Below are 25974 nucleotides of genomic sequence, written 5' to 3' on the forward strand. Positions count from 1 at the left end.
ATTAATAAGACGATATCAACGTTTACTATCACATAAAGATAATGATCATTCTTTCACTCTGCCCAAAGGTTTTTTATGAATTATAATGCTGCTATTTTTGATATGGATGGCCTACTGCTTGATACCGAACGCGTGTGTTTAAGAGTATTTGAACAAGCATGCCAGACGGTAGGTGTTCCTTTTCTGCGCGAAGTCTACCTCTCTGTGATTGGCTGCAACGCCGCTGGAATTGAGCAAGGTTTAAAAGCAGGCTATGGTCCCGATCTTGATTATCCACGGTTGCACAAAGAATGGCGCAAAGGCTACGACGCGGTCGTTAAACATCACCCAATTCCCGTCAAAGAAGGGGTCATTGAGTTACTGGAATGGCTGAAGCAACACAATATTCCTACTGCTGTCGCCACGTCAACGCAAAAAGAAGTCGCTACCATTAAATTACGCTTAGCCAAACTTGATCACTATTTTGATTCCCTCACTACGGGTTGTGAAGTTGTCAATGGTAAACCTGATCCTGAAATCTACCTTTTGGCAGCCCAACGACTATCGGTAGATCCTCAACAATGTTTGGCATTTGAAGATTCCAATAATGGTGTTCGCTCGGCCATGGCTGCCAAGATGCATACGTTTCAAATCCCAGATCTCGTCGAACCTAATGACAGTATCCGCGCACTTGGCCACCATATTCGGCCATCATTACAACACGTCCTCAATGAGTTACAAGCATAAAACAAGCAGACGCCAGACGTTAAGCCCTCAGTGTATCGACACTCTGGGGGCTAGTTAACGTCACCTTTAGCGTTTCATGCGTCGCCAAAGCATTTTTTCAAGCTCAATCAATATCATGACTGCAATTCCGTAAGCGACCATCACCACCCAATAGCTAGCCGAAATTGGCGCACTTTGAAATAGCACGTTCATGAACGGCAAATATAAAAATGCCAATTGTGCGCAAATCATTGAGGCAATCCCAACGACAATCCATGGGTTGGTCTGCCATGACATAGTAAAAATCGAACCATTCAAACGACGGCAGTTTAATAAAAAGAAGCTTTGCACCACCACAAACAGAGTAACAGCAATACTGCGCGATTCTTCTAAACTCGCACCTTGTGCAACTGACCACTGGAATAACCCAAACGCCCCCAATAGTAATAAGCTACTGACCGAAATAATCCGACCGACAATTTCTCGGCTGAGAATCGGCTGTTTTAACTCGCGAGGCTGCCGTTGCATAATGCCTTCTTCTTTGGGTTCAAAAGCCAGCATTAAGCCAAGAAAAACGGCAGTGGTCATATTAAGCCACAGTGCCTGTACAGGTAAAATTGGCAATGTTAATCCAAAGACAATCGCCACCATAATCACTAATCCTTGGCCTAGGTTCGTTGGCAGAATCCACGTGATAAATTTGATTAAATTATCAAAAACATTGCGCCCCTCTTCTACTGCCGCTTCAATCGATGAAAAGTTATCATCGGTCAGTACCATGTCCGAAGCTTCCTTCGCGACTTCAGTACCGCTGATCCCCATGGCAATACCAATATCCGCTTGCTTTAAAGCAGGCGCATCATTGACGCCATCACCTGTCATCGCGACAACCAATTGGTGAGATTGTAAAGCATTAACCAATTGTAACTTTTGCTCGGGTGCCACTCGAGCGAATACCGAAACTTCACGACAAGCTCGCATCAACTGCTCGTCATCTAATGCACTCAACTGTTGACCCGTTAATACCGCCCCAAAATCAGAGTGAGTATCACTGGCGATACCGATTTGAGAGGCAATCGCTTTCGCTGTTAGCGCATGATCGCCGGTGATCATCTTGACTTGAACACCCGCTTTTTGACAGGTCTTAATCGCTTCAATTGCTTCGGCACGAGGGGGGTCAATCATCGCTTGCAAGCCTAAAAAAATAAGATTCGCTTCGCCTTCATGTTGATTAAAACGCTGCAACGTTTGTTCATGATGATCAACCCACTGCAACGCAAACGCTAATACCCTCAACCCTTGACTCGCCCATTGAGTAACTTGCTCATCCAGCTTATCGTGATCGAGTGTTACGACACTACCATCAGACATCAATTGCTGACGACAACGGCGACTGATTTGTTCTACCGAACCTTTGAGGTAAATCAAATTGTGTTGATCATCAAAACGATGCAAAGTTGCCATGTATTGACGGTCAGACTCAAAAGGAATGGTATCGAGACGACGGTAAGTTTGCTGGCAAGACGCATTATCTAATCCCGCTTTTAATCCGCAAGCGATCAGTGCCCCCTCCGTTGGATCACCTTCTACCAACCAACGGTCTTCTTTTTCCAACAGCCGCGAATCATTATTTAATAATCCCGCACGTAATAAATGTTGAAAAGCCGTATTCTCTTTCCAAATATCAGAAACTTCACCATGCGGAGCATAACCACTGCCTGTTACTTCAAGAGCAGAGCCTCCCGCATAAAGCTTTTGCACCGTCATCTGGTTTTCGGTCAAAGTCCCCGTCTTGTCTGAGCAAATGACGTTGGTCGACCCAAGCGTTTCTACCGCTGATAGCTTACGAATAATCGCATTACGTTTTGCCATGCGACGTACACCTATCGCTAGCGTAATGGTAACCACCGCAGGAAGACCTTCCGGAATCGCGGCCACCGCCAAAGCAACGGCTGCCATAAAAGTATCCGCAGCAGGTAAACCATAACCAAGCCCGATAAAAAAGGTTACCCCTGCTAAAACTAAAATGACCCATAGCAATAATTGGCTAAATACATGGATTTTCCGAGTGAGTGGCGTTTCTAACTGGGTGGCTCCGGCAATCATGCTCGCGATTTGGCCAGTTTGAGTGTTATCGCCAGTGGCGACAATAATGCCTTGAGCGGTACCATAAGTGACTAACGTGCCTGCAAAAGCCATATTTTGCCGATCGCCTAATACGGTATCTGGTTCAAGCTCGCCCAACTGCTTTTCAACGGGCACCGATTCCCCCGTTAAGGTCGATTCATCAATTTGTAAATCTCGGCATTGATAAAGACGAATATCGGCAGGCACTTTATCACCCGATGCTAAAACGACAATATCGCCACACACAAGATCCGTGGTAACCACCGACTGTTTTTTACCATCGCGGATCACTGTTGTATTGGAAGACAGCATCTTCTTGAGTGAGTTAATCGCTTGCTCGGCTTTACTTTCTTGCATAAAACCTATCAACGCATTGATTAAAACCACCAATAAGATGACCCCAGCATCAACGTATTCACCCAAGATGGTCGTGACTAACGTTGCGACTAACAATATGTAAATCAAAGGATTATGAAATTGTAATAGTAAGCGTTTCCATGCTGGCATCATGGCCTGACCAGTAATGACATTTCGTCCATCACGCTCTAGTCTAATTTGAATTTCTTGGGATGATAAGCCATTGTCTGTATTGGTATTGAGCTGTTGGACTATATCTTGCTCAGATTGGCTATGCCAGGCTTGGCGGCGGACTTTCGTTGTCGCGGTGTTCGGTGAGTGTTTTTCCATAATCATCTCCTTTAATGATGACCCTAAATAAAGACAAACGGCTTGGTATTTTTAACCTATAGTGCATGCGAAACAGCATCAAACTCTGCCAAAGCAGGCTCCTATAAAGATAGCGTTTGTGGAGCAAGTTATGAGAATAGCAACAAAAAATTGTCTTAGTGTTCAAAATTTTTCCGTGAATAAACATCAATAAGCACCTGATGCTGATTTGACCATAATAAGAACTCACTCTCATTAAATAGACAATATTCTCATTAGTGAGACAGCATTTTCGCAATATCTGTTCAGATAACACCTGAGGGTAACACAAAGAGTGCTAAAGTAATGTAAACACACGACCGTTTTAGGGATGAAAATCTTGCCAGTCAATCGCACAAGACAACGCACTTTCTCTTTGTTGCTTCTGCCACTTTTGATTTATTTTGCCACTTTTCCACTGATTAGTTCTTACGCTACAAACTTATTATTGACGCAAAAAAAATCCCAAATCGAACGTTATTTGACCCTGCGTAGTAACGAGTTACAAACCATGATTCAGCAGCAGATCAAACAACTGCAATTTGACTGTGGCGATCATGACTGGCAAGTGATTCGCGATCCCCACTATTACAGTCGTTATATCCGTTTTATGGGCATCGCAACCAATGAAGGGAAACAGTGCTCAACTCTTGGGTATCCATTAGAATGGACTGCACTGAGTGATCTAAATCATAATAAAGGAGCAGCGGTATTTTCTCTCGCGGCAACACCAGACATTGCCGGTACAGAAAGTGAACTAATGATCCAATTTTCTCAAGAAGGTAATACAGCAATTTGGGTTTTAGATAGCAGTTGGACACAAAGCAAGCTCAATCAACCTTGTTCCGGCTGCTTTTATTATGAAGCGCGATTTGTCAATCAAGAGCATCTCGTATTATTAGTTCAAAGAGGCAATGAAGCCATTCTCAACGAAACTAATGCTTATTCATTGAACATGTCAGTGCAAGGCATTACAGCCGCCAATACACAAGCTCTCTGGGCGGGGCAGGCCCTAAAACAGTATATACAACATAACCTATTGATCTGGGGCACGCCATTGAGCCTTTTATTCGGTGGTTTACTGATGGGCGGTTATTGGATTATGCGAAATTACCGCAATTCAATCGAAGGCTTAATTGAAAAAGGGATTCGTGACAATGAATTTCTTCCCTATTATCAACCCATCATCGATAGCCGGACTGAAAAAATTGTCGGTTACGAAGTACTTCTGCGTTGGCAAAAAGGTCACGAATTAATCGCCCCAGATTTATTTATTTATGCCGCTGAAAGTACAGGATTAATCATTAAAATCACCAATCAAATCATTAAGATCGTCTTACGTGATTTAGACCATTTACCAATATCACATTGGGTCAGTATTAATTTGGTCGCTGAGCATGTTGAAAAGTGCCATCTTTCAACTCTTTTCAGTTCCCTACATTGGCCTCAATCTGAGCGTATAAAGTTTGAATTGACCGAACGCATTCCTATCAACGATTTAACTGCAGCAAGCAAGGAGATCGCTCTACTGATGGAAAAAGGGTATCAGTTCAAAATTGATGACTTCGGTACAGGTTATGGGGGTTTTTCTTATTTACAACATTTGCATATTCGTAGCATAAAAATAGACAAAATGTTTGTTGATACGATAGAAACCGATGATGTGAAAAAGAGCGTACTAGACTCGATTATTGCTTCAGCAAAAGCAGTCAATATTGAGTTAATCGCAGAAGGCGCAGAGACCATCAACCAAGTCGATTATCTTGCTCGACAAGGTGTGTTTTTAATTCAAGGGTATGTCTACGCAAGAGCGATGCCGATTGATGCGATAATCAAAAAACTTGATGCTGAAGAATCAGTCACAGTGAACTGATAATATCTCGCCGTGATGACTTATCATCACTAAATCGGCTTATTGGTAAAAGATAAACTCGACAGTCCTCGCTGTTTATACCCTTCCTACTTGAAACAGCAGCGGTGTTGGCTACGTTCGTTTCCCCCAATCACATCGTTTTTCTATGCTCATGGGGATTTACTCACTTGCCGCCTACCTGCAACTCCAAGTAGTTGGGTATAGCGAGTATGACGTCGAGGTTAGCGACTCGGTAGACATGATGCTATGGGAAGCAAGTATGTGAATCACAAGCTCAATCAATACGCTTAAAAGCCAATCCCAGCCCCGATAGTAATTGAGGTTGAATCTGCACTTCCTTGGGTGCTATAACCAATTTCTAGAGAAAAATTCGAACCGTCCATATTATTCAGATTGATTCCTACGGCTCCAGTCAAACCAAACCCATCACTTTCAACGTCTTTATAAGTCCGATTGTAGTATTGACCACCCGCTCGTAAATAAACATCACCTATCTGGATAGGGTGACGCAGCGTCATAGTTAGCGGGACGGTATAAGCTTTATAAGCGTGTTTATCACCTTCTTTATCTTTTAAATCGGCGTTCGTTTCGCCATAGCCTAAGTTAACCGAACTAAATGGCGTCAAACGGTAGGAGCCTCGAACTTGCCATTGATAACCCGTTGCACTTTGCCCGCCATAAGACACTTGTGTAGGACCAGCGCTAGCCGTCATATTAAAAGGGGTAGATTGAGCATAAACGGGGGCAGCAGCAGCCAACAATAAAGCCGCTAAGCTTAAGGTTGGAAAGTACTTTTTCATGAGTATGTCCTTATCTGTCTCTAAAGCGAAAAGTGTTTCTAGTTTAACGGCTAATCGACAAAAAAACTTAGTCCTTTTTATCACGGGGGAGAGCTAAGCCACAAAATCACTATGTACATAGCACAATCCAGCCACATCATACGACTGAATCGTCATCACCAAACCACTTGGCGCAACAGGTAATCACACCCTATGGAATAAAAATAGCAAAATAGGCATACTGTTGCGAAATGATTGAAATAACGAACCCATCTATCGTATATAAGTATACCCAAACGACTTGACGTTGCAGGTAGGCGGCAAGTGAGTGAATCCCCATGAGCATAGGCAAACAGAGCGGTTGAACACTTAATTTATCATTTTGATTGGAGAGCACAATGCGACGTTACGTTTTACGCTTGACTAGAATAGCGCTATTGATTGGCGTTCTCTTATCTGGAACCGCTGGCGCTTCACCACGCGCTGAAATGGCTTGGTCCATGATCGCTGAAGGCGCAGTGTTGATTGATGTTCGAACTGAACAAGAATTTATGCAAGGGCATCTTGACTCCGCTCAGCACATTCCACTAAGTGAAATTATGAACTCTGGCTTAACCCAATTTGCCAAAGACCAACCTATCGTGCTTTATTGTCGCACCGGTAACCGCTCTAATCTCGCCAAACAACGCTTAATTAGACAAGGTTTTACTCATATCTATGATGCTGGTGGACTGGATGAGATGCGCCAATCCCTGCCAAATCGAGATTGATTCTATAGTATGAAGACTCAAGAATATCAAACGCTTGGCGAGGTCATCGCGGCATTAAAAACCCCCCAGTTTACCGCCCAGTTTATCCAACTGCTTAAGCGCTTTGTCACTTTTGACTGCGCTGTGATCCTAGGCTATCGCCAAGATAAGCATCCGATTTATCTCTATGATTCACTGCCCTCACAACGTCAATTGCTATTTCAGCACTATTTAACCCATTCGTATCGATATGATCCCTTTTACGTCGCGATCGTTGAGCAACAACAAACTGGTGTTTTACAACGTAGCGAGTTTAAGCCCGTCAATCCATTGCAGGAAAATTATCATGTCGATTTTTATCAAAAAACCGGTTGGCAAGATGAAGTTTGTATTGCCGTCGATCTGGAGGATAATCGCTGGATCGTTATCTACTTAGGCATGCTACAAACCGATCAACCTATTTCACAGCAACAAATTAATGGCTTAAAGCAGAGTTTTACGGTTTTGCAGGCGTTATGCCGCCAACATTGGGGGACACAAGCATTATTTCTGGCAGAAAACAGTCAATCAGAGCATGATTTACGTCACTGGGTAGCAGCAGCGATCGCTGATTTTGCCACCGATTGCCTGACTCCTCGTGAGCAGCAAATCACCACGTTATTGGTTCAAGGACTCGATTCACAAGAAATCGCCGCACAGCTTAGCATTAGTCACGGGACGGTGAAAAATCATCGCAAACGTATTTACCAGCAATTGCAAATCTCATCATTAAGTGAATTATTCCAATTATTTTTAAACCATTTGATCACCAAAGGCTATTGAGAGCAGAGTTAACGCGCCCTATCAGCTTTACGTCAGCGATTATTTCCTCTCATCGATAAAATTGCCCTATCTATCCCTTTAGGGACATCGTCTCTGATGGATTTTATCCGTATTCTGGCCAAATCCAGTCTATAAAAGATGAAAGGCCGTATGAACTCAGCACATTTTCTACATGAATTAGCCCAACGAGGCTTAATGGCACAAAGCACTCCTATCGACGAGCTCAGCGAGCTCTTGAACCGTCCACAAACACTTTACTGCGGCTTCGATCCCACTGCTGGCAGCTTACATATTGGTCACTTAGTTCCTTTATTAATGTTGAAGCGCTTTCAAGATGCTGGGCATACCGCCATTGCTCTGATTGGTGGCGCAACGGGGATGATTGGCGACCCCAGCTTTAAAGCCGCGGAGCGAACATTGAACCCATCAACCACCGTGCAGCAATGGGTCAATGATTTGGCTCAGCAAATTGATCAGGTAATGACCCCACACCTGACTCAGCCACTTCTTTGTGTCAACAACGCCGATTGGATTACAAAAATCAATGTGATTGATTTTTTCCGTGATATTGGTAAGCACTTCTCCGTCAATACGATGATCAACCGTGAATCGGTCAAGCAACGGTTAAGCCGTCCAGATCAGGGGATCTCGTTTACTGAATTTAGCTATTCCCTGCTACAGTCATTTGATTTCGCCCATTTGAATCAACAATATCAATGCAGATTACAAATTGGCGGTAATGATCAATGGGGTAATATTGTCAGCGGAATCGACCTTACCCGCCGGCTTAATAATCAAGTGGTTCATGGTTTAACCCTACCTTTGATCACTAAATCAGATGGCACTAAATTCGGTAAAACAGAGAGTGGGGCTATCTGGCTCGATAGTAACAAAACCTCACCTTATGCCTTTTATCAATTTTGGCTCAATACCGATGACGCTGATGTGTATCGCTTCCTACGCTACTACACCTTTTTGTCACTGTCCGATATTGAACTCATTGAGCAACAAGACAAAGCCAGTACGGGTAAGCCACAAGCCCAACAAGTGTTAGCTGAACAGTTAACTCGCTTTGTACACGGTGAAGAAGGCTTATTAAGCGCGCAGCGCATCACTCAAGCGCTATTTCGTGGTGAGATGAACCAACTGAGTTTAGCTGAGTTGCAGCAGTTGGAACTGGATGGGCTGCCTTGTTATCAGACAGATAACGCGGATAGCCTAATTGAGTTGATGTTGGTTACTCAATTAGCTAGCTCAAAACGTCAAGCCCGCGAGTGGTTAGCCAATGGTGCGATTCGCATTAATGGTGAGCGTATGGATCAAGAACAGCTCAGTAGTCAATTTGCCCTGTTTGATCGCTATTACGTGATACAACGTGGTAAGAAACAGTTTGCTTTGGTCAAACTCAATTAAGTTTTACAGTGTAAATAGGCACCATAATTATGGTGCCTTACAACCTCAACCTAGCGAATAAACCTCAGCTCACTGGTAGAATATGATGACAGCTAATCATTCTCTATACTTCGGGTCCGCTGACCTTTTGAGCTGATTTTTCAGCAATTTGTGGCTTCTTTATACAAGGCAGAGAAATGTAGTTATTCTACCTGAGAAGCCGATAACGCCGTAGAAAGGAACCATAAACGCAGCCCGAAGGGTTCAGCTAAAAACGTTTTAATCGCAAAGGGTCAACAGACCCTATAAACATTCAATAATAAACCACACGTTAAGAATATTTTTATGCTAATTCATCCCTCTTTATGGATTTGGATACCCTTGTTGCTGGCCGTAATCGTGGGCTTTCAAAAACGTATTTTACTCACCTTCTCGTTACTCGCTCTCTCACTGCTTGGAGCATGGTTCATAGGACGCCTCTCTAGTCTCGCGTTTTTGTATGTTTCACTAGGGCTGATACTCGCGTATTACACGCCATCGCTCGCCAAGCGTTGGCAAACCGTCGCACAATGTACTTTGCTCGTTTGGTGCGGCTTATTGTTGTTACACATTATCCCAGGATTTGAAAACCCTAAAGTCTTAGATGGGGTACTGGCGGGACCGAATAGTGTCCCTTTCAATCTCTATCTTAATCTCGATAAACCGATGATCTTCTTTGCCCTTCTGCTGGCTTATCCTACCCTATTAGGTCATCAGCAGCGCATTCCTTGGCGGCAAGTGGTTTTACTTTCACTACCATTATTTAGTTTGTTATTGCTTGCTTGGGGATTCGGTGCGATTAAACCAGAGTTAACGCTCCCTACATGGTGGTGGTTATTTGCTCTTAATAATGCGTTGTTGACCTGCGTTACAGAAGAAGCGTTCTTCCGCGGCTATTTGCAACAAAAAATAACGGATAAGTGGGGGTTTTGTTTAGGTATTATTATTGCGAGTAGTCTATTTGGCTTAGCCCACCTAGCTGGAGGCGTCACTTTAGTACTATTTGCCACCTTAGCTGGTGCTCTTTATGGTGCGATCTATTATTGCAGTGGTCGTTTGTGGGTTGCCGTGCTATTGCACTTCTTATTTAATTTTATCCATCTTATTTTCTTCACTTACCCAGTCGCACTTAAAACCTCGATATAAACTAAACAACAAAAAATGCCGCACTTGTACAAAGTCGGCATTTTATCAATCTCGATACTCATTACCAGCCTTGAGGCTGATACACTGACTTAGCCACGCAGACGTTGAGAAATAAACTGATCGATACTCAATTTCCCCGCACCAGACATCATTAACGACACGCTGGCCGCCAATAAAGCTAATGCAAATTCGTAACCACCATTCGACATGAATAAACCATGCTCAAAATGAACCGCAAAAATAGCCACTAACATAGTTACAGAGAGTACCGCTGCAGCAGGACGAGTCAAAATACCCAGTAAAATGGCTAAACCACCAAAAAACTCACCACTGCCGGCCAGAAATGCCATCAACATACCCGGGCCTAAACCGATCGATGCCATCCATTGTCCGGTTCCCTCTAGTCCATAACCACCAAACCAGCCGAATAACTTTTGTGCGCCGTGTGCCATAAAAACAATCCCAATCGGGATACGTAAAGCCAGTGTACTGTAACCAGATTTTGATTCAACCAGCTTGGTAATGAGTGATTTCATGTCTTTTCCTCAATAAATTTAACGATTCAATTTAGACAAAGAATTATTGTCTTTCCTAAGATAGTGCTTAGTTTAGAGAAAAAAATTGTGATGGAAACCCATATAAACTGACAATAACATACGAAATTTCTGAACAAGATGAATATTGAGCCAATGCTGCTCATCTCAGTCCACACAACCTCCATTCAATTGTCACGATTTTTATCCGAAAGTACCGCTTATACCCCTATAAACTATCCGTGTTTGTACAAGCCATGCTTCGCTATACTACGCGCCAACTCTTTATACGGTTTTTAAAAGGTCCCCAATGAGTCACTATGTTGTCTGTGCTCTGTACAAGTTTGTCGAGCTTAACCATTACCAAACGCTGCAAGCTCCACTGCTTGAGCTAATGGAAAAGCATCATATCCGCGGTACATTATTACTCGCTAGCGAAGGGATTAACGGCACGGTTGCCTCATCACGAGAAGGCATTGATGCTTTAATTGCTTGGCTGGATACAGAGCCTTGCCTCAAAGGAACCGTTTATAAAGAATCTTTGGCTTCAGAGCAGCCCTTTCAGCGCAGCAAGGTCAAACTCAAAAAAGAAATCGTGACGATGGGAGTTGAAGGTATTAATCCTCGTCATGTGGTTGGCACTTATGTTAAGCCGAAAGAATGGAATGCGCTGATTTCCGATCCTGAAGTGCTGGTCGTCGATACTCGTAACGATTATGAGATCCAAATTGGCACCTTTAAGCATGCTCAAAATCCACATACCGAAACTTTCCGTGAGTTTCCCGACTATGTAAAACAAAACCTCGATCCTGAGAAACATAAAAAAGTAGCGATGTTTTGTACCGGCGGCATTCGCTGTGAAAAATCCACCGCTTATCTTAAAGAACAAGGATTTGAAGAGGTTTATCACCTCGAAGGTGGCATTTTAAAATACTTAGAGGAAGTGCCAGAGCAAGAGAGCTTATGGCAAGGTGATTGTTATGTCTTCGATGGCCGCGTCGCGGTTGGTCATGGATTACAAGAAAGTGATTACCAAATCTGTAATGCCTGCCGGTTACCGATTACCGAACAAGATAAGCAAAGTGAACAGTTTGAACAAGGGGTTAGTTGTCCACAATGCTTTGGCACTCATAGCGAAGAACAACTGGCACGCTTTCGTGAAAGAGAAAAACAAGTGCAGTTAGCCAAACAAAGAGGTGAAGCGCACATTGGCAGCGATACCGCGCAGATTATCGAACAAAAACGAGCTGAAAAGTTAGCCCGTAAAGCCCAGCAACGTAACCAAAAAAAACCTCGTTAATCTGCCATTCAAGCTTTAGCCTTAATGATTACCTTCATTAAGGCTAGCTCAGCGCGTTAGAAGTAACGCTAGCGCGCTGCTCGTGCTTTGCGGCTAACCATATAAAAACTCTGAGCAAGATTAATGCCGCCACAGCGCCAATCAGCGAGACATACAGCGTACTGAAATAGTTGAACAGCTCACCCACGACACCCAACGCTACACTCGCCACTAATGAGCTAATACTAAGAATACTGGAAAACAGTGTGGAAGCTGTCCCCAAACGATCAGGCATCATATCCTGCAACACCACCATGCCTAAAGTCGCACAGACACCGATAAAAAAGCCATTGAGGATTTGCGCTAATAATAAAGTGGTGAAGGTCGTATTGGTTAGCATAATCAAATAAAATGCCATGCCACTCATTATACCCGCGCACAGAAGTTGAGTCGTACCAAAACGCTGCGCTAATTTCCCCGCCAGCAACATGATTGGTATTTCACATAACGCTGCCATCCCAAACAGTAAGCCTAACCAATGAGCGGGAACGAGCAACTCTTGTGAAAGATACAAAGGCATGCTGGTAATGTATAAATTATTCGCTGCAAAGGTAAACACCATCGTCATACAATATAAAATGATAAGCCGCTTTACCGCCCCTTGCTTGGGTAATGATAACGCGGCAGCAGGATCTGAGGCTGACGCTTTTTCAACACCTTTCGGTAAATATTTAGCAATCAGCACAATAGCAATCGTCACAATCACAGCAGAAACACTGAACGCCGCATTAAAACCAAAACTGGCTTTGAGCATAAATGCCAAAGGAGGGCCAAACACCCAAGCAATCGCAATCCCTGCGCGCATCGTGGCAAGAAAGGTGGTTTTATCTGCCACATGGCGATCTGCGTATTCCCGTCCGAGGGCAAACAGTTGACCAAACGACGCACCACTTACACTACCAAATAAGGTCACCACAACAATCGCTAACCAATAACTACGAATGAGGGTAAAGCTAACTACAGTGATCAAATAGCAGCCAAGTGCTACCAATAAAATTACTTTGCGTTGCCAGTGCCGATCCGATTGTTTGGCTAACCACTGCGACACCACCACGGAACTCACAACCGCCATCACCATATATAGACTCAGCATCATCGGCGAAGCACCGAGCGCTTCAACAATAAATAGACTCGATAATGGGTAAAAAAAAGCTCCACATAATCCCGTCACTAAGGCGGTCATGATAAACAATAAGGCGGTTTTATCTTGATACATGTCATGCTATCCAATGGCAGGAGGTAACCCGATACGAGTCACAAGTAAAAATCCGCCTTCTTAGAAGGCGGCTTTGGTTTACAGCCCCCTGAAAGGGGGCATACTCGCGCTGTTAGTTCATCTTCAACTCTAACTGCGCCTCATATTCTTGATCTTTCTTGTCTTGGTGTCTGACGCACCGTCTGATGATTTCTTCATTTACGCCAACCGTATCAACAAAGTAACCTCTTGCCCAAAAATTGGACATGTGATGAACTTCTGTAATCGCCCATGTTTTTTGTTTCCTCTTATTTATGGTGAATAAGAGGTTTACTTCTAACATGGGCACTTCTTCGGGCAATAGCCCCAAGGTTCAATCACCACCGCCCAAGGCGGTGGTTTAGGGATGACAATAAAAATTACCATGTTCCCAAGTTGCTTGGCGCTGCCGCTTTAAGTTGTAGGAGAACACGCCGCTAGTGTAATCAATCCTGATAAGATAAATGATGTTATTCCTGCCACTTTTAATACTAAACCGTCAAAATAAATACATCATTTGACAGAAAAGGCTAAGCCTTTATGATCAGAGCCAATAGATGGAGAACAGCTATGCGCCCTTTGATTGAAAATGTACTGCAGAGCCTAAACCATGACTGGGTTATCCGTCATTATCACTGCCAAGCGGATACGGAAGAGTTTTCTTGCCCGTGGCATTATCATACGGAATATGAATTGGTGCTCTATCACAACCCGAACCAAAACTTTCAGGGAAACTATTTTGCAGGGGATGCTAGCGGTACCGTGGACGATCACACCTTATTATTATATGGCCCCGGCTTGCCTCATATGATCACTGGGCGCCTACACCACAAACAAGCGCAAGCACTGCACTCAACGATTGTATGGTTTAAACCAGAATGGATTGATAAAATTCAAGCTATCTTACCACCGACACAGTCTATTCAACGTTTACTTGAAGGTTCAGCCTACGGCTTAAAACTGAGCCACGCAACGGCTCAGGCTATTGCTAACCAGTTGAGTGATATTGAAAAGTTAGCCAGTTCTTATCAGGCGCTACGAATTGTAGAGTCGTTATTGATCATGGCGGAAGATCAAGATGCTCAGCGTTTATCAGCCTCTAGCTACCGACTATCGCAATTAAGTGCCAACAGTGAAGCACACAAAAAAGTCCACCTTGCCAAACGCTATATCGAATCTCATTTCGCTGACCCAATAAAAATCACTGATTTATGCCGTGTACTGCATATGAGTGAAAGCTCAACCTATCGCTTATTTGAAAAACACTACTCGATGAGCTTTTCTGAACATCTTAAACAGTTTCGCATCGGTAAAGCCTGTGAGCTGCTAGCCAGTTCTTCGCTTCCCATTGCTCTGGTTGCTGAGAAAACTGGCTTTAGTAATCTATCCAATTTTAATCGCCAATTTAAAGCGATTAAAGCAATGACACCAAAAACGTTTCGCAATCAGTTTCAAACTCTACGTTAATCGTCATCAGTCAAAAGCTGTGTCGCTGCAATGCCATTATCTTGTAAAAATGCCAGTAATTTGACCAAATTCTGTACTTGAGCGGTTTTATCCGCAGCAATCACAATCGGTTTTGCGCTGGCTTTACTGCGCTTTAATAACGCCTCTGTAAAATCTTGCCAAGCAACATAAGTGGTACCATCGATTGCCCAATACGGCTGTTGAGCCAAAATATTCACCGTAATGGATTGGGTATTGATTTCACTGACCACAGGTGAATCGGTGCTCGGTAAAGACACGTCTAATGACGTAAACTTAACCGCTGCGGTCAGTAGCAGAAAGACCATGACAATAAAGATAATATCCAATAATGGCGTTAAATCTGGCATCAGTGATGATTCTGTCGTTGGCGGCGTTTTAATCATGATGGATTGACCGCTGTTTTTTCAACGACATGATTAGCATGGCTACAACGTCCATTTTTAGTAGTGCAGTCATGCTGTAGCGATACCCCTTCAAGCCATAAATTGACATAGTTTAAAGTATGCTCAAGTTTCGCCATGACTCTATCTGCCCATGCACCAAGTAATTGAGCCGCGGTAATCGCAGGGACGGCAATCAATAAACCTGCTGCCGTCGTGCGCATCGCAATCCCTAATCCATCGGCGAGATCATTCGGTGTAATATTGCCAGACGAAAGCGCGACACCTTTAAACATTTCAATTAATCCGAGTACCGTACCTAATAAACCCAGTAATGGACTGATCGCACCAATCAGGGATAATAATCGTAATCCGGAATGAAGCTGATGGCGCTTATCTTGAAGCCAGATCCCCGCCGTATCTTCACGTAGCCCTTTAGAAAAATCGTGATGAGCTAGCAGCATCGCGACCCCTTTGTAAAGTAGTGACCGTTTAGTCGATAACTCCTCTGCTAGCGCTTCAATTTGATCGCTGTGCATCGGCGAAATTTGATTAAGCGCCGCACCAATCGAACCTCGACTGGCCCCAAGGGTAAATAACACTTGGATTAGACGTTCAACGATAATCATCGTCGCGAAAAGAGAGCACAAAAATAATGGCCAAGCCATCAGGCCAAGCTCTTGCTCAAGTTGAGTCAGTAGTTCCATTATCCTTCCAATTTAAAACGTACAGGGATTTGCACACGGTGAGCCATGGTTTGCCCATTCACCGTGTAAGGTGAAAATTTCCATTGTTTAATCGCACTCAGCGCCGATTGATCGAGTAATTGAGCTCCCGATGAAGAGAGTAAAATTTGCTTAATTTGTCGGCCATGCTCATCCAGCCACACTTCATATAAAGCCACCCCCTCAATACCACGCTTTTGTGCCAGCCTTGGGTAGTGAGGCGGTGTGGGGCGCGAAAGAAATGAGGGCGTTTCCACAAGCGTAGGTTGATTGGTTACCCCACTACGACTGGGCGCTGGCGCAGGCTCCTTATTCTCTTGCCACTCATTGGTGGGTTCTTCCTTGACTAACGACGATGATGATGCTGTTTTTTTCGCCAACGGTTGAGTCGCAGGAGAAGGCTTATCCTGCTTTACTACCTTTTTCGCTTCTCGAGGTTTTTCCTGCTCTGGCTTAGGCGTATTTGGCTTACTCTGCTTTTTAGGTTCAGTTGGCGATGACACCGGCTGCTCATGACGTACAGTTTGAGGCTGAGCAACAAAGTTGAGCGATACCGAGGTCGATTGATTCCCAGCTGGCATAGCAAAAACTTTGGCTTCATCATCCATCAACAGCAGGGTTCCATGAATGGCAAGTGAAAGTGTCGCCGCAACACAATATCTGGGGAAATTCACGTCGTGCTCCAAATCAAAACTAAGCGCCTTAATGGGGAGATTATTACCCAACAACTAAACAATATCAATTATCAATTGCATTATCATTTACAAAATGTGGCTATTTGAGAAGAAGAGATGAAAATTTCAGTAAAACCTTATATTTCAATGAATAAGAGTTTAGATTGAGATATGCCAGATGAATGTTTTTTGTGATCGGATAAGTCCATTCTCTTCTGAAACGATCATATCGGAACGACTTTTAGCGTTAAACTTGAATTCAAAATATTGAGCATAACTAGGTCAGCAGCTGACCTAGTTATGTCGCTAATAAAAATTAGAATTGATAATCGACGTTAATCCCCCAGTTTCGACCTGGCTGTGATTTACTGTCGATATTGAATGCACTACCATGAGCCGATGAACTTGAATCTCGTCCAATTAAATCATTATATAACCAATATTTTTTATCGAACGCATTAAACAAACCTGCGCGAATAGTTATATCTTGCATCGGTTTATAGTATGCCGTTAAATCTACAAGAGTATATCCCGACGCATCAACATTAGTTGCTAGCTGCCAGTTAGTTTTGCTCGCTACCATTTTAACATTCAATAATGCGCCATATTGCTCTCGCTCTAATCCCAAACCTATATTACCAATCAATGGTGCAACGGAGTCTAGACTATCACCGGTTTTCTTATCTTCGCCATCCGCATAAGCGATAGCGAGACGAGTATAAAAACCTTGTGGAATATTTAGAGCTTTATCTAGCTCAATTCGAGAACTCAATTCGGCACCATAAATAGTGACTTCATCTAAATTCTGCTTTGTAAAAACGTCCTTACCGCCTAGCTCACCTGTTTTTGTTTGAGTAATAAAATCTGTATATTCATTATAAAATGTGGTGAATTCAAAATTCGCTGCGTTATTTTGCCCACGGAACCCGAGCTCATAGGAAAGACTTTTTTCAGCTTTAAGATTTGGGTTAGCTTCAATAACAGCACCTTGGTTATAGAAATAATAAAGATCATAAACCGTAGGTGCTTTAAATCCTTGGCTGATTTGTCCAAATACCGATAAATGAGGATTAATGTGATAAACAGAACCTAGTTTAGCGGTGATTGCGCTGTTTTTGCTTGCTTCATAAGCCTTCGAAAATCCCGAGTCGACGTCCGGCTTAGCCTTAAAATTATCGTATCGCAAACCGCCGGTTACAATTAGGCGATCTTGCATAAAGTAGGCTTGATCTTGTAAGAATATTCCCCACTGATTAATCGTAGCGTCTGGTACACCCGTGCTTCCTGGACGTGAAGTCCCAGAGTCTAAACTATAATCGGTATTTTTTAGATCAAAGTCATTGTTAAGATAGCTGGCCCCATAAGTGAACTCATGAAGATTACCGTGAATTTCAGTAATTTTAGACAATTGACCATCAAATTGGATAGATTTATCGCTTGCTTCTCGCTCACGTAAACGACGACCGTTGCGTTGTGTAGTATCATAGTTTTTGGATAACGAATTTGAATCTTGGAAGTTAAGTGACCAATCCATAGAGTCAGCAAACGGTTTATCCATCAACCATTTATGCTCAAGACCAATACGCAAACGCTGGTTGGTATCTTTACTTGAGTTATCGGAATAGGTAAAGCCCGGTGCCATGGTATATCCGTTATAATTTAATCGGTCTTCATCGTACTGTTTTTTATAATATTCAACCGTTAATCCAAATCGATGATGATCGTTAGCTTGATAGAAGGCTTTAGCCAAAAGATTACCAAGCTCTGAATCAGCGGGATTTTGAGCTCCTCGTTCAGGGCCTTCTACTTCTGTACCTGAGCCATGTGTTTTAGTTTCATTTCCGTTAGCGTAAGTTGCCATCAACAACGTTTCTAACTTATCTTGGCGCATTGCCCATGTTAATGTGGTTTTATATTGATCGTTAACCGAGGTATAGCCAGATTTAATCCCAAAACGCTGTTCATCCCCTTCAGTTCTCAAGATATCAGATGGATTTTTAGTACGTAGCAAAACGACACCACCTAATGCATCAGAACCATAAAGCGTTGATGAAGCGCCTTTATTAACTTCTATCCCTTGTAAAGTATCGATCTCAATCGTGTTCGGATATTTACGCTGTTCTGCTGCCCCTGGATTGTATGGAACAGGCTGTTGAACACCGTCAATCATCATCTTAACTCGGCTAGCTGACATGCCACGAATAGTAAATCCTGAGATACCAAAGCGACCCTCGGCTTCAGCTTCAACACCAGGGGTATAGCTAAAAGCTTGTTGTAAATTATCTGCCAACATATTTTCAAGATCGGCCGAAGAAACACTTTCTATCGAAGTTGATACATCCTTTTTACTTTGTGCCGTCCGTGTCGCAGAGACGACCACTTCATCAAACTGAGTTGTTTTTTCGGCAAACGCCGCAGGGGAAAGAGCAAGCAATATTGAGGTAGAAAGTAGCGTTTTAGTCAACATCTGAGAGATTACCTTATTGATCAATAACAGATTTACAATGTGCGCAATACTACTTTATACGAATAACAATTACTATCATTTGCATTAACCTAAAATTAAGTTATGATTGTGCTAAAAATAACCAAAAAATTCAATATACTTATAATTATTAACACGTTAGATTTAAAAACTACCGTTTAACCCATACAGTGAAAATCAAAAAGACGTGATAAATATCACAATTAAAGCTGCGCAGTAAAAAATCCAACTCAGTAAAACGCTGTCTTTGCAATCCCTAAATTTATTTACTTTTGTAAAAAAATGTATATGGTACTGCTCCCAGATATTGATAACAAAAGATGGACAAGGCACTCATATGCAACTGCATCAACTCTCAAAATTGGCTGGGACACTGTTATTGATTTCACTATCCGTGACAGCGTCTGAAAAAGAATTGGATATATTTAGCCAAAGCAATAGCGATAAAGCGGCACAGACCTTAGACCTTGACGCTCCAGCAAAAGACAGTTTCATTTTCAAATTACCAGCCACTCATAATCCTTATCTTGATTATCAAGAAAGCTACGATTATCTGGCCTCTGATGCTCGACCGAGCGTTAACTCACCACTCACGCTAGACGCACCAGATCCCCATTCTTTTAGTGTCAAACCAACCGTTAACAATCCTTTTCTTCGTGATGGCCAAGAGGATTGTCAGTATGTTGAAGTGGTTTTCGATCACCAAGACAAACAGTTATCGGTCGGTTCTGATAACCAAGGTAACCCTTGCAGTCGGTCGCATTTAACTATCTCGGACTATCAAATAACCACGCGCTTTAAATATGAAGAGTAAATAAGCCGGTTTTCAGCCTTTATAAAAACAGATTATTGATTAAATGTATGATCGCTCTCAATCGCAGGGGGACATATGTCCTCCCTGTTAACGCAAAGAACCACTTAATATAAGCGCACAAAATAAATCACCACGGTAATGACTATGGATCTTTTTGCTCTACTCGATATTAATAACACACTGGTTAATATCCCGATTGGCTCTGGCTATGCCATGAGCTGGATCGAAGCTTTTGGTACAGTATTTGGCTTACTGTGCATTTGGTTTGCCAGCCAAGAAAAAACCATCAACTATCTTTTTGGTTTGCTCAACGTCACCCTATTTGCCGTGATCTTTTTCCAAATTCAACTCTACGGTTTATTACTGCTTCAATTGTTCTTTTTTTGCGCGAATGTCTACGGTTGGTACGCATGGACAAAACCCAACGCGGAAGGTGATATTTTACAAGTTCGTTGGTTAAGCAAACAAAAACTACTGATCACGGCGGGCATGAGTATCGTCAGCATTGGCTTACTGACGGTTTATATTGATCCTTTCTTTTTGGCTCTCGCGAACATTAGTGTCGAGATCATGAATGGATTAGGAGCCGAACTTGCGCAACCTGTGTTAGAGCCGGACGCTTTCCCATTTTGGGATTCAACCATGACAGTGTTATCCATCGTCGCGCAAATTTTAATGACACGTAAATATGTCGAAAACTGGATGCTATGGATTGTGATTAATATCATCAGCGTCGGTATTTATGCGACTCAAGGTGTTTATGCGATGTCTGTGCAATACGCTATTTTGATGTTTATTGCCGCGAATGGAACTCGGCAATGGGTTCGTACTGCAAAACGTAATAACCAAACTGTGACGTCAGCAAACCAAGTTCAAGAGGCCACGGTATGATTCAGCCTCACATCAATGTCGCCTATGGCCAAGTCGCCAATCGCGTGATTGTCTGTGGGGAACCGAATCGAGCCAATCGAATCGCGGCGCTACTCGATAATCCTGAGCTGATTGCTGAAAATCGTGAATACCGCTTATTCAATGGTCGTTATAATGGGCAACAGATCACCGTATGCAGTACTGGTATTGGAGCGCCTTCACTGATTATCGCGATTGAAGAGCTAAAGCAGTGCGGTGTCAGCCATATTGTGCGCGTTGGTTCTGCTGGTGCAATGCAGGCTAACATTCAACTGGGTGATCTGATTGTCGCGGAAGCCGCGGTGCGGGATGAGGGCGGGTCAAAAGCCTATATTGCAGGCACCTACCCTGCATTTTCCAGCTTTTCGCTTCTGAGTCGCTTACACGCATTTTTAATACAGCAGCCCACAGCGGTCCATTTTGGATTGGTTCGCTCACACGATAGTTTTTATACCGATGAAGAACAAAACCTGTGCCATTATTGGAATAAGAAAGGAGTCTTGGGGGCAGATATGGAAACATCAGCGTTGCTTACCGTAGGTCGATTACGTGGCTTACAAGTTGCGTCTGTGCTCAATAATGTCGTTTTGTACCAGCAAGATGTACAGCAAGGCGTCACGCAATACGTTAACGCTGATCAAGCGATGATGGCAGGTGAAAAGCTTGCCGCAACGGCAGCGTTAGATGCCTTGAGTCACTGCGTTTAATTTTTCCTGCAAGCGCATTAAGCAGCGGTGACTACGATACCGCTGCTTATCTCATCTCTTAGCGCTCATTGATTTTTACATCAGAGAAGGCAAAACTTGCGACCTGTGGCTAATCAAGCTAACGTTGAGCATCCTGATTTCTCGTCGATAGATTATGAAAATAACTCCCTATTCATCTGGTCGCTTCCATGCTTACCTTGAAGAACAAAAGCAAGCCTTTAAGACATTCATTTATCAATGCCAAATCAGCACGGCTTATATCGATGCTGGGAGCGATATTCTTAAGCAAGGTGAACCATTAGAGCATATTTACGTGGTTCCCGGCGGGCGCGTTTCAATGAGCATTCTCGCCGCTAACGGGCGACGATTTCAATTAGGAGAGGCTAACTGCGACTATCATATTTTTGGTGAGATGGAGTTTTTTACCGCAACGCCCTGTCAGTGGACGGTCACCGCCGATGAGCATCTACAAGTCGATATTATTTGTCTAGCTTCGCTAGCAAAAACCCTTGAACAGCATCCAGAAATGATGGTGTATTTTGCCGCTGCGTTGGCGGAAGATTACCGAGATTCAATGGAGATCTACACTAACCGCCTGCTTCATCCTTTGACTTATAACATTGCTTATGACTTACTTTTACGCCAACGCTCAACGATGGCGCTGGGGAGCTTTAGCAAAGCGAGTCAAGAAGCCGAGCGATTTGGCACCTCAAGCAGAGTCTATCGCCGAGCAGTCAACGAATTGATCGCTCAAGGATTAGTGGAAAAAACCGCGACTGGACTAACTATTGTTGATGAACAAGAGCTGCAACGCTTCTTAAATAGCAATCCTCAATAACTTAATTTTACATACCTCACACTTTTTCTTCTTCGCTTACATTAGGTTTCTTCGTTTCAGCGACAGACTCACACTTTGTGGTTCGCAAAATCGATACACTGAAGTCTAAAAACAAACGGAGTACCCTTCTTTATGACACGTCCGATTATTTTAGATTGCGACCCCGGCCATGATGATGCCATTGCGTTAATTCTAGCGTGCGCTTCTCCATCATTAGCAATCAAAGCGGTGACCACGAGTGCCGGTAACCAAACCCCTGAGAAAACCTTAAATAATGCTTTACGTATTCTTACCTTACTGGGTAGAAGTGATATTCCGGTTGCCGGTGGGGCATTAAAGCCCCTGATGCGAGAGCTGATCATTGCCGATAATGTTCATGGTGAAAGTGGTCTGGATGGACCAACCTTACCTGACCCCAGCTTTGCTCCCCAAGCGGAACACGCCGTTGAGCTCATGGCTAACATCCTTAGACAAAGTGAACAACCCGTTACTCTAGTGCCAACGGGTCCACTGACGAATATTGCCCTACTGCTGGCCACACATCGTGAGTTAATACCGAAAATTGAAGAAATTGTCCTAATGGGCGGCGGCGCTGAAACCGGAAACTGGTCTCCGGCCGCGGAATTTAATATTTATGTCGATCCAGAAGCCGCTAAGCTGGTTTTTCAATCTGGTATTCCGATCACCATGTGCGGCCTCGATGTCACCCATCGGGCGCAAATCATGGATGAGGATATCGAACGTATTCGGAAAATTGATAATCCGATTGCTGGTGTCGTTGCCGAACTGCTCGACTTTTTTATGATTTACCATCGTGATCCCAAATGGGGGCTAGCAGGCGCACCGTTGCATGATCCATGCACCATCGCTTGGTTATTGGCCCCTGAACTGTTTAAAGCTCAAAGATGCTGGGTCGGTATTGAAACTCAAGGTGAATACACGCAAGGCATGACCGTGGTTGATCGTTATCAGCTCACCAATCATCCCGCTAATGCGACCGTGTTATTTGATGTTGATCGGCAGGGATTTGTCGATTTATTGGTTGAACGTTTGCACTATTTTACCACTCATTCATCCGCTTCCTAAATGATGTGATACCCAAACGACTTGGAGTTGCAGATAAACGACTCTCGATCAGCATCAATATTAAAACGAGCTGAACTGACATCGTTGCAACTTCAAGTAGCAAGGGGATAGTGTTAACGGATCAGAGATAATCATAGGGAAGTACGATCAACTCTGCTAGAATGCGCACCCTCTGCAAGGATGAACAAGTACATCACCAATATCTGCCAAATCCTGCTATACCTACCCTATCTACCGTTTACCCTTAGGAGCCGGTTATCATGACTGATCAAGAAAGAATCGAACTACAAAAAAACAATCCATTACACGGCCTTAAGTTAGAAACCTTACTGCAAGAGCTGGTGGATTTTTATGGCTGGGATATTTTAGATACGGCGATGCGCTTTAACTGTTTTCATACCAACCCTTCGGTAGCCAGTAGTGTCAAATATTTAAACAAAACCGATTGGGCACGAGAAAAGTTAGAAAACTTTTATCTGTATCGTTTTAAACGTATGCCTCGCGCTTCCAGTGAAGAGTTCAATATATCACCACGGGCACGTACCTTCCCTCATGGCTTACAGCCAAAAGAGCCGATGGAATTAACCGTAGACTCGATTTTGAAATCACAAGCTAAAGCGGCTTCCGCTCATAAAGAAAGAGCGGCACGCAGTCGCCAAAGCCGTCGTTAAATTAATATCCGATTCACGTTCAGGGTAACGATAACCGCTATTCACTGACTCGCCGGCGTTGATTGATTTTCTCGACCACTTTTTTCGCGACCAAAGGGAATATCCCTAACAAAGCGAACGAGAATAAAATCGCTGGCGATAAAATCCCCCCAAGACTCTCTAATTGCGCCAGTTGGGTGCCAGCGTTAACGTAGACAAGGGTTCCGGCCAACATTCCCAATTGACTGACCCAGTAAAAGGTTACGGCGCGAAGCGTGGTTAAGCCCATTAAAATATTGATCAGAAAAAAGGGGAAAATAGGCACCAGTCGTAGGGTAAATAAATAAAAGGCTCCGTCTTTTTCTACGCCATGATTCAGCGCTTGTAAGCGCTCACCAAAACGCCGTTGTACGGTTTCTTTCAATAAATAACGCGCAACTAAAAAAGCGCAGGTGGCACCGATGGTGCTAGCAAAAGAAACGATCAATGTTCCCCACCATAAACCAAATAACGCCCCAGCGGCGAGCGTCATCACCGCAGCTCCCGGTAACGACAAGGCAGTCACTAGCACATAGATCGCTAAAAATAGCATCCCCACCAGCAAAGGCGCATCACTACGCCATTGTTCAAACTGCGCTAAATGACGCTGAACACCGTCTAAGGTCAGCAACTGATTAAGATCGAGTGCAAAAAATGCCACGCCCAATATCGCAATCGTGATCAGTAATAACCACTTTTTCATACTTATATTCCTTATTAATCATCATGATTGCCAATACAGGCTTTACTCTTTAGACAAGCAACCAACTCGCTATGACAATTGCACCGTTTGCTGAATGATTTCACGCCCTTCTGCTTGCACGTAATTGAGAAAAACCTCGGCAATCGGAGATAAGGCGCGCTGGCGAGTCCACGAGAATGACCATCTGGTTTTGATCGGTAACGACTCGACGTTAATCACTTTAACACCGTATATATTACCAAACGCTAAGGTATGAGCAGACAAGATAGACACACCTAAGCGAGCTAATACAGAATGAATAATCGCCTCATTACTGGCAATGGTCATTTTAATATTAGGCTGATAGGGCTGTTTCTTAAAAAAAGCTTCCGTCGCATAGCGGGTTCCCGACCCCACTTCGCGGATCAAAAAATCTTCCTGACAAAACTCGGCTAATGACACCCTCTCTTGTTGTGTGAAAGGGTGGCTCGTCGCGGCAATCGCCACCAAATCATTGGCCATAAATTCAATCACGTCCAGCTCTAACCCTTCGGGTAAATGGCTAAACACATAAAAATCATCGGCACCATGCTCACAGCGCTCCATCACTTGCTGTCGGTTGGCTATCGTCAACTGAATATCAATCCCCGGGTAGCGCTGACAAAAAGGGCCAAGTAAATGAGGAATAAAATACTTTGCCGTTGTCACTACGGCTAATTTCAATGTCCCTGACTCAAGGCCTTTAAAACGAGATAAACGCATCTCCAATTCTTCACAGTTTTGGAGAATTTTTTTCGCCGTTTCTACCGTGGCTAATCCGGCATCGGTAAAACGAAGTGTTCTACCAACTTGTTGATAAAGCGGTAAGCCTATCGCCTCAGCAAGTTTTTTTAACTGCATAGAAACCGTAGGTTGAGTTAAAAATAAACTGTCTGCCGCGGCAGTAATACTTCCGCCATGATAAACCGCTAATAAGATCTCTAGCTGGCGAAACGTGCCAATATGAGCGTGTAATCTCGATGCCATGGTTCCCCTCCGACAAACGTCACTCACT

General features: G+C 43.5%; 24 protein-coding genes and 1 pseudogene. 14 read left to right on the forward strand and 11 right to left on the reverse strand.

The window, feature by feature from the left end; genetic code table 11:
• The first annotated feature begins 75 nt into the window (after nt 1–75).
• Nucleotides 76–726 carry an HAD family phosphatase gene (locus tag FKN93_RS02545; protein ID WP_004396972.1) on the forward strand — a complete coding sequence of 217 codons (651 nt, stop codon included), beginning with the start codon at nt 76–78 and terminating at the stop codon, nt 724–726.
• A 66-nt stretch (nt 727–792) separates the two neighbouring features.
• Here FKN93_RS02545 and FKN93_RS02550 read toward each other — a convergent pair whose 3' ends face one another.
• Complete coding sequence (locus FKN93_RS02550) at nt 793–3519, reverse strand: cation-transporting P-type ATPase (RefSeq protein ID WP_170904395.1); 2727 nt, start codon at nt 3517–3519, stop codon at nt 793–795.
• A gap of 349 nt (nt 3520–3868) precedes the next feature.
• On the opposite strand from FKN93_RS02550, the gene FKN93_RS02555 reads away from it, so the two are divergent.
• The gene (locus FKN93_RS02555) at nt 3869–5410 is read left to right on the forward strand and encodes an EAL domain-containing protein (protein ID WP_170904396.1); all 1542 of its coding nucleotides are present in this window, start codon (nt 3869–3871) and stop codon (nt 5408–5410) included.
• Between the two features lie 287 nt (nt 5411–5697).
• Here FKN93_RS02555 and FKN93_RS02560 read toward each other — a convergent pair whose 3' ends face one another.
• Nucleotides 5698–6210, reverse strand: coding sequence for an outer membrane beta-barrel protein (locus FKN93_RS02560; RefSeq protein ID WP_170904397.1), 513 nt, complete (start codon nt 6208–6210; stop codon nt 5698–5700).
• Between the two features lie 377 nt (nt 6211–6587).
• On the opposite strand from FKN93_RS02560, the gene FKN93_RS02565 reads away from it, so the two are divergent.
• The 4 genes from FKN93_RS02565 to FKN93_RS02580 all read left to right on the forward strand — a co-directional run bounded on the left by FKN93_RS02565 (nt 6588) and on the right by FKN93_RS02580 (nt 10337).
• On the forward strand, nt 6588–6959 hold the full coding sequence (locus FKN93_RS02565) for a rhodanese-like domain-containing protein (protein WP_170904398.1): 372 nt from the start codon (nt 6588–6590) through the stop codon (nt 6957–6959).
• A 9-nt stretch (nt 6960–6968) separates the two neighbouring features.
• Nucleotides 6969–7760, forward strand: coding sequence for a helix-turn-helix transcriptional regulator (locus FKN93_RS02570; protein ID WP_161438986.1), 792 nt, complete (start codon nt 6969–6971; stop codon nt 7758–7760).
• A gap of 150 nt (nt 7761–7910) precedes the next feature.
• Entirely contained in the window at nt 7911–9173 is a 1263-nt protein-coding gene (tyrS, locus tag FKN93_RS02575) for a tyrosine--tRNA ligase (RefSeq protein ID WP_158137088.1), read from the forward strand.
• A gap of 324 nt (nt 9174–9497) precedes the next feature.
• Nucleotides 9498–10337 carry a CPBP family intramembrane glutamic endopeptidase gene (locus tag FKN93_RS02580; RefSeq protein WP_170904399.1) on the forward strand — a complete coding sequence of 280 codons (840 nt, stop codon included), beginning with the start codon at nt 9498–9500 and terminating at the stop codon, nt 10335–10337.
• A gap of 89 nt (nt 10338–10426) precedes the next feature.
• On the opposite strand, the gene FKN93_RS02585 is transcribed toward FKN93_RS02580, so the two are convergent.
• Nucleotides 10427–10873, reverse strand: coding sequence for a DoxX family protein (locus FKN93_RS02585; protein ID WP_170904400.1), 447 nt, complete (start codon nt 10871–10873; stop codon nt 10427–10429).
• Nucleotides 10874–11180: 307 nt separating this feature from the next.
• Here FKN93_RS02585 and FKN93_RS02590 point away from each other — a divergent pair, with 307 nt between their 5' ends.
• A complete protein-coding gene (locus FKN93_RS02590) occupies nt 11181–12170 on the forward strand; it encodes a rhodanese-related sulfurtransferase (RefSeq protein WP_004396963.1) in 990 nt (329 codons plus the stop codon).
• A 43-nt stretch (nt 12171–12213) separates the two neighbouring features.
• Here FKN93_RS02590 and FKN93_RS02595 read toward each other — a convergent pair whose 3' ends face one another.
• Complete coding sequence (locus FKN93_RS02595; protein ID WP_170904401.1) at nt 12214–13425, reverse strand: sugar efflux transporter; 1212 nt, start codon at nt 13423–13425, stop codon at nt 12214–12216.
• A 112-nt stretch (nt 13426–13537) separates the two neighbouring features.
• Nucleotides 13538–13669: pseudogene (locus tag FKN93_RS02600) on the reverse strand (IS200/IS605 family transposase); the annotation flags it as partial.
• A 344-nt stretch (nt 13670–14013) separates the two neighbouring features.
• Here FKN93_RS02600 and FKN93_RS02605 point away from each other — a divergent pair.
• Complete coding sequence (locus FKN93_RS02605) at nt 14014–14910, forward strand: AraC family transcriptional regulator (protein ID WP_170904402.1); 897 nt, start codon at nt 14014–14016, stop codon at nt 14908–14910.
• Here the strand turns inward: FKN93_RS02605 and FKN93_RS02610 are convergent.
• The 4 genes from FKN93_RS02610 to FKN93_RS02625 form a co-directional block, all read right to left on the reverse strand.
• Nucleotides 14907–15314, reverse strand: coding sequence for a biopolymer transporter ExbD (locus tag FKN93_RS02610; RefSeq protein ID WP_110167136.1), 408 nt, complete (start codon nt 15312–15314; stop codon nt 14907–14909). The two genes, FKN93_RS02605 and FKN93_RS02610, sit on opposite strands and share 4 nt — an antisense overlap.
• A complete protein-coding gene (locus tag FKN93_RS02615; RefSeq protein WP_170904403.1) occupies nt 15311–16018 on the reverse strand; it encodes a MotA/TolQ/ExbB proton channel family protein in 708 nt (235 codons plus the stop codon). The genes FKN93_RS02610 and FKN93_RS02615 overlap by 4 nt, the downstream gene beginning before the upstream one ends.
• Nucleotides 16018–16710: an energy transducer TonB gene (locus tag FKN93_RS02620; protein WP_158137097.1), complete on the reverse strand. Its 693-nt coding sequence runs from the start codon at nt 16708–16710 to the stop codon at nt 16018–16020. The genes FKN93_RS02615 and FKN93_RS02620 overlap by 1 nt, the downstream gene beginning before the upstream one ends.
• Nucleotides 16711–17026: 316 nt before the next feature.
• On the reverse strand, nt 17027–19177 hold the full coding sequence (locus FKN93_RS02625; RefSeq protein ID WP_170904404.1) for a TonB-dependent hemoglobin/transferrin/lactoferrin family receptor: 2151 nt from the start codon (nt 19175–19177) through the stop codon (nt 17027–17029).
• A 355-nt stretch (nt 19178–19532) separates the two neighbouring features.
• Here FKN93_RS02625 and FKN93_RS02630 point away from each other — a divergent pair, with 355 nt between their 5' ends.
• From FKN93_RS02630 to FKN93_RS02655, 6 genes are all read left to right on the forward strand, one after another.
• Entirely contained in the window at nt 19533–20009 is a 477-nt protein-coding gene (locus tag FKN93_RS02630; protein WP_170904405.1) for a hypothetical protein, read from the forward strand.
• Nucleotides 20010–20153: 144 nt separating this feature from the next.
• A complete protein-coding gene (pnuC, locus tag FKN93_RS02635; protein ID WP_170904406.1) occupies nt 20154–20900 on the forward strand; it encodes a nicotinamide riboside transporter PnuC in 747 nt (248 codons plus the stop codon).
• Nucleotides 20897–21625: a nucleoside phosphorylase gene (locus tag FKN93_RS02640; RefSeq protein WP_170904407.1), complete on the forward strand. Its 729-nt coding sequence runs from the start codon at nt 20897–20899 to the stop codon at nt 21623–21625. Before pnuC ends, FKN93_RS02640 begins: the two co-directional genes overlap by 4 nt.
• Nucleotides 21626–21779: 154 nt before the next feature.
• Complete coding sequence (locus tag FKN93_RS02645; protein WP_154170901.1) at nt 21780–22463, forward strand: Crp/Fnr family transcriptional regulator; 684 nt, start codon at nt 21780–21782, stop codon at nt 22461–22463.
• A 132-nt stretch (nt 22464–22595) separates the two neighbouring features.
• Nucleotides 22596–23549, forward strand: a complete 954-nt coding sequence (gene rihA, locus FKN93_RS02650; protein WP_170904408.1) for a pyrimidine-specific ribonucleoside hydrolase RihA — start codon at nt 22596–22598, stop codon at nt 23547–23549.
• A 260-nt stretch (nt 23550–23809) separates the two neighbouring features.
• Nucleotides 23810–24220, forward strand: a complete 411-nt coding sequence (locus tag FKN93_RS02655) for a VF530 family DNA-binding protein (protein ID WP_004396952.1) — start codon at nt 23810–23812, stop codon at nt 24218–24220.
• 37 nt (nt 24221–24257) lie between these two features.
• Here the strand turns inward: FKN93_RS02655 and FKN93_RS02660 are convergent, their stop codons facing one another.
• Nucleotides 24258–24941: a TVP38/TMEM64 family protein gene (locus FKN93_RS02660; RefSeq protein ID WP_170904409.1), complete on the reverse strand. Its 684-nt coding sequence runs from the start codon at nt 24939–24941 to the stop codon at nt 24258–24260.
• A gap of 69 nt (nt 24942–25010) precedes the next feature.
• Nucleotides 25011–25946 carry a LysR family transcriptional regulator gene (locus tag FKN93_RS02665; protein WP_170904410.1) on the reverse strand — a complete coding sequence of 312 codons (936 nt, stop codon included), beginning with the start codon at nt 25944–25946 and terminating at the stop codon, nt 25011–25013.
• Between the last annotated feature and the right edge of the window lie 28 nt (nt 25947–25974).

Source organism: Vibrio sp. A8-1, from assembly GCF_013048685.1.
GTDB classification, from domain to species: Bacteria; Pseudomonadota; Gammaproteobacteria; order Enterobacterales; family Vibrionaceae; genus Vibrio; species Vibrio metschnikovii.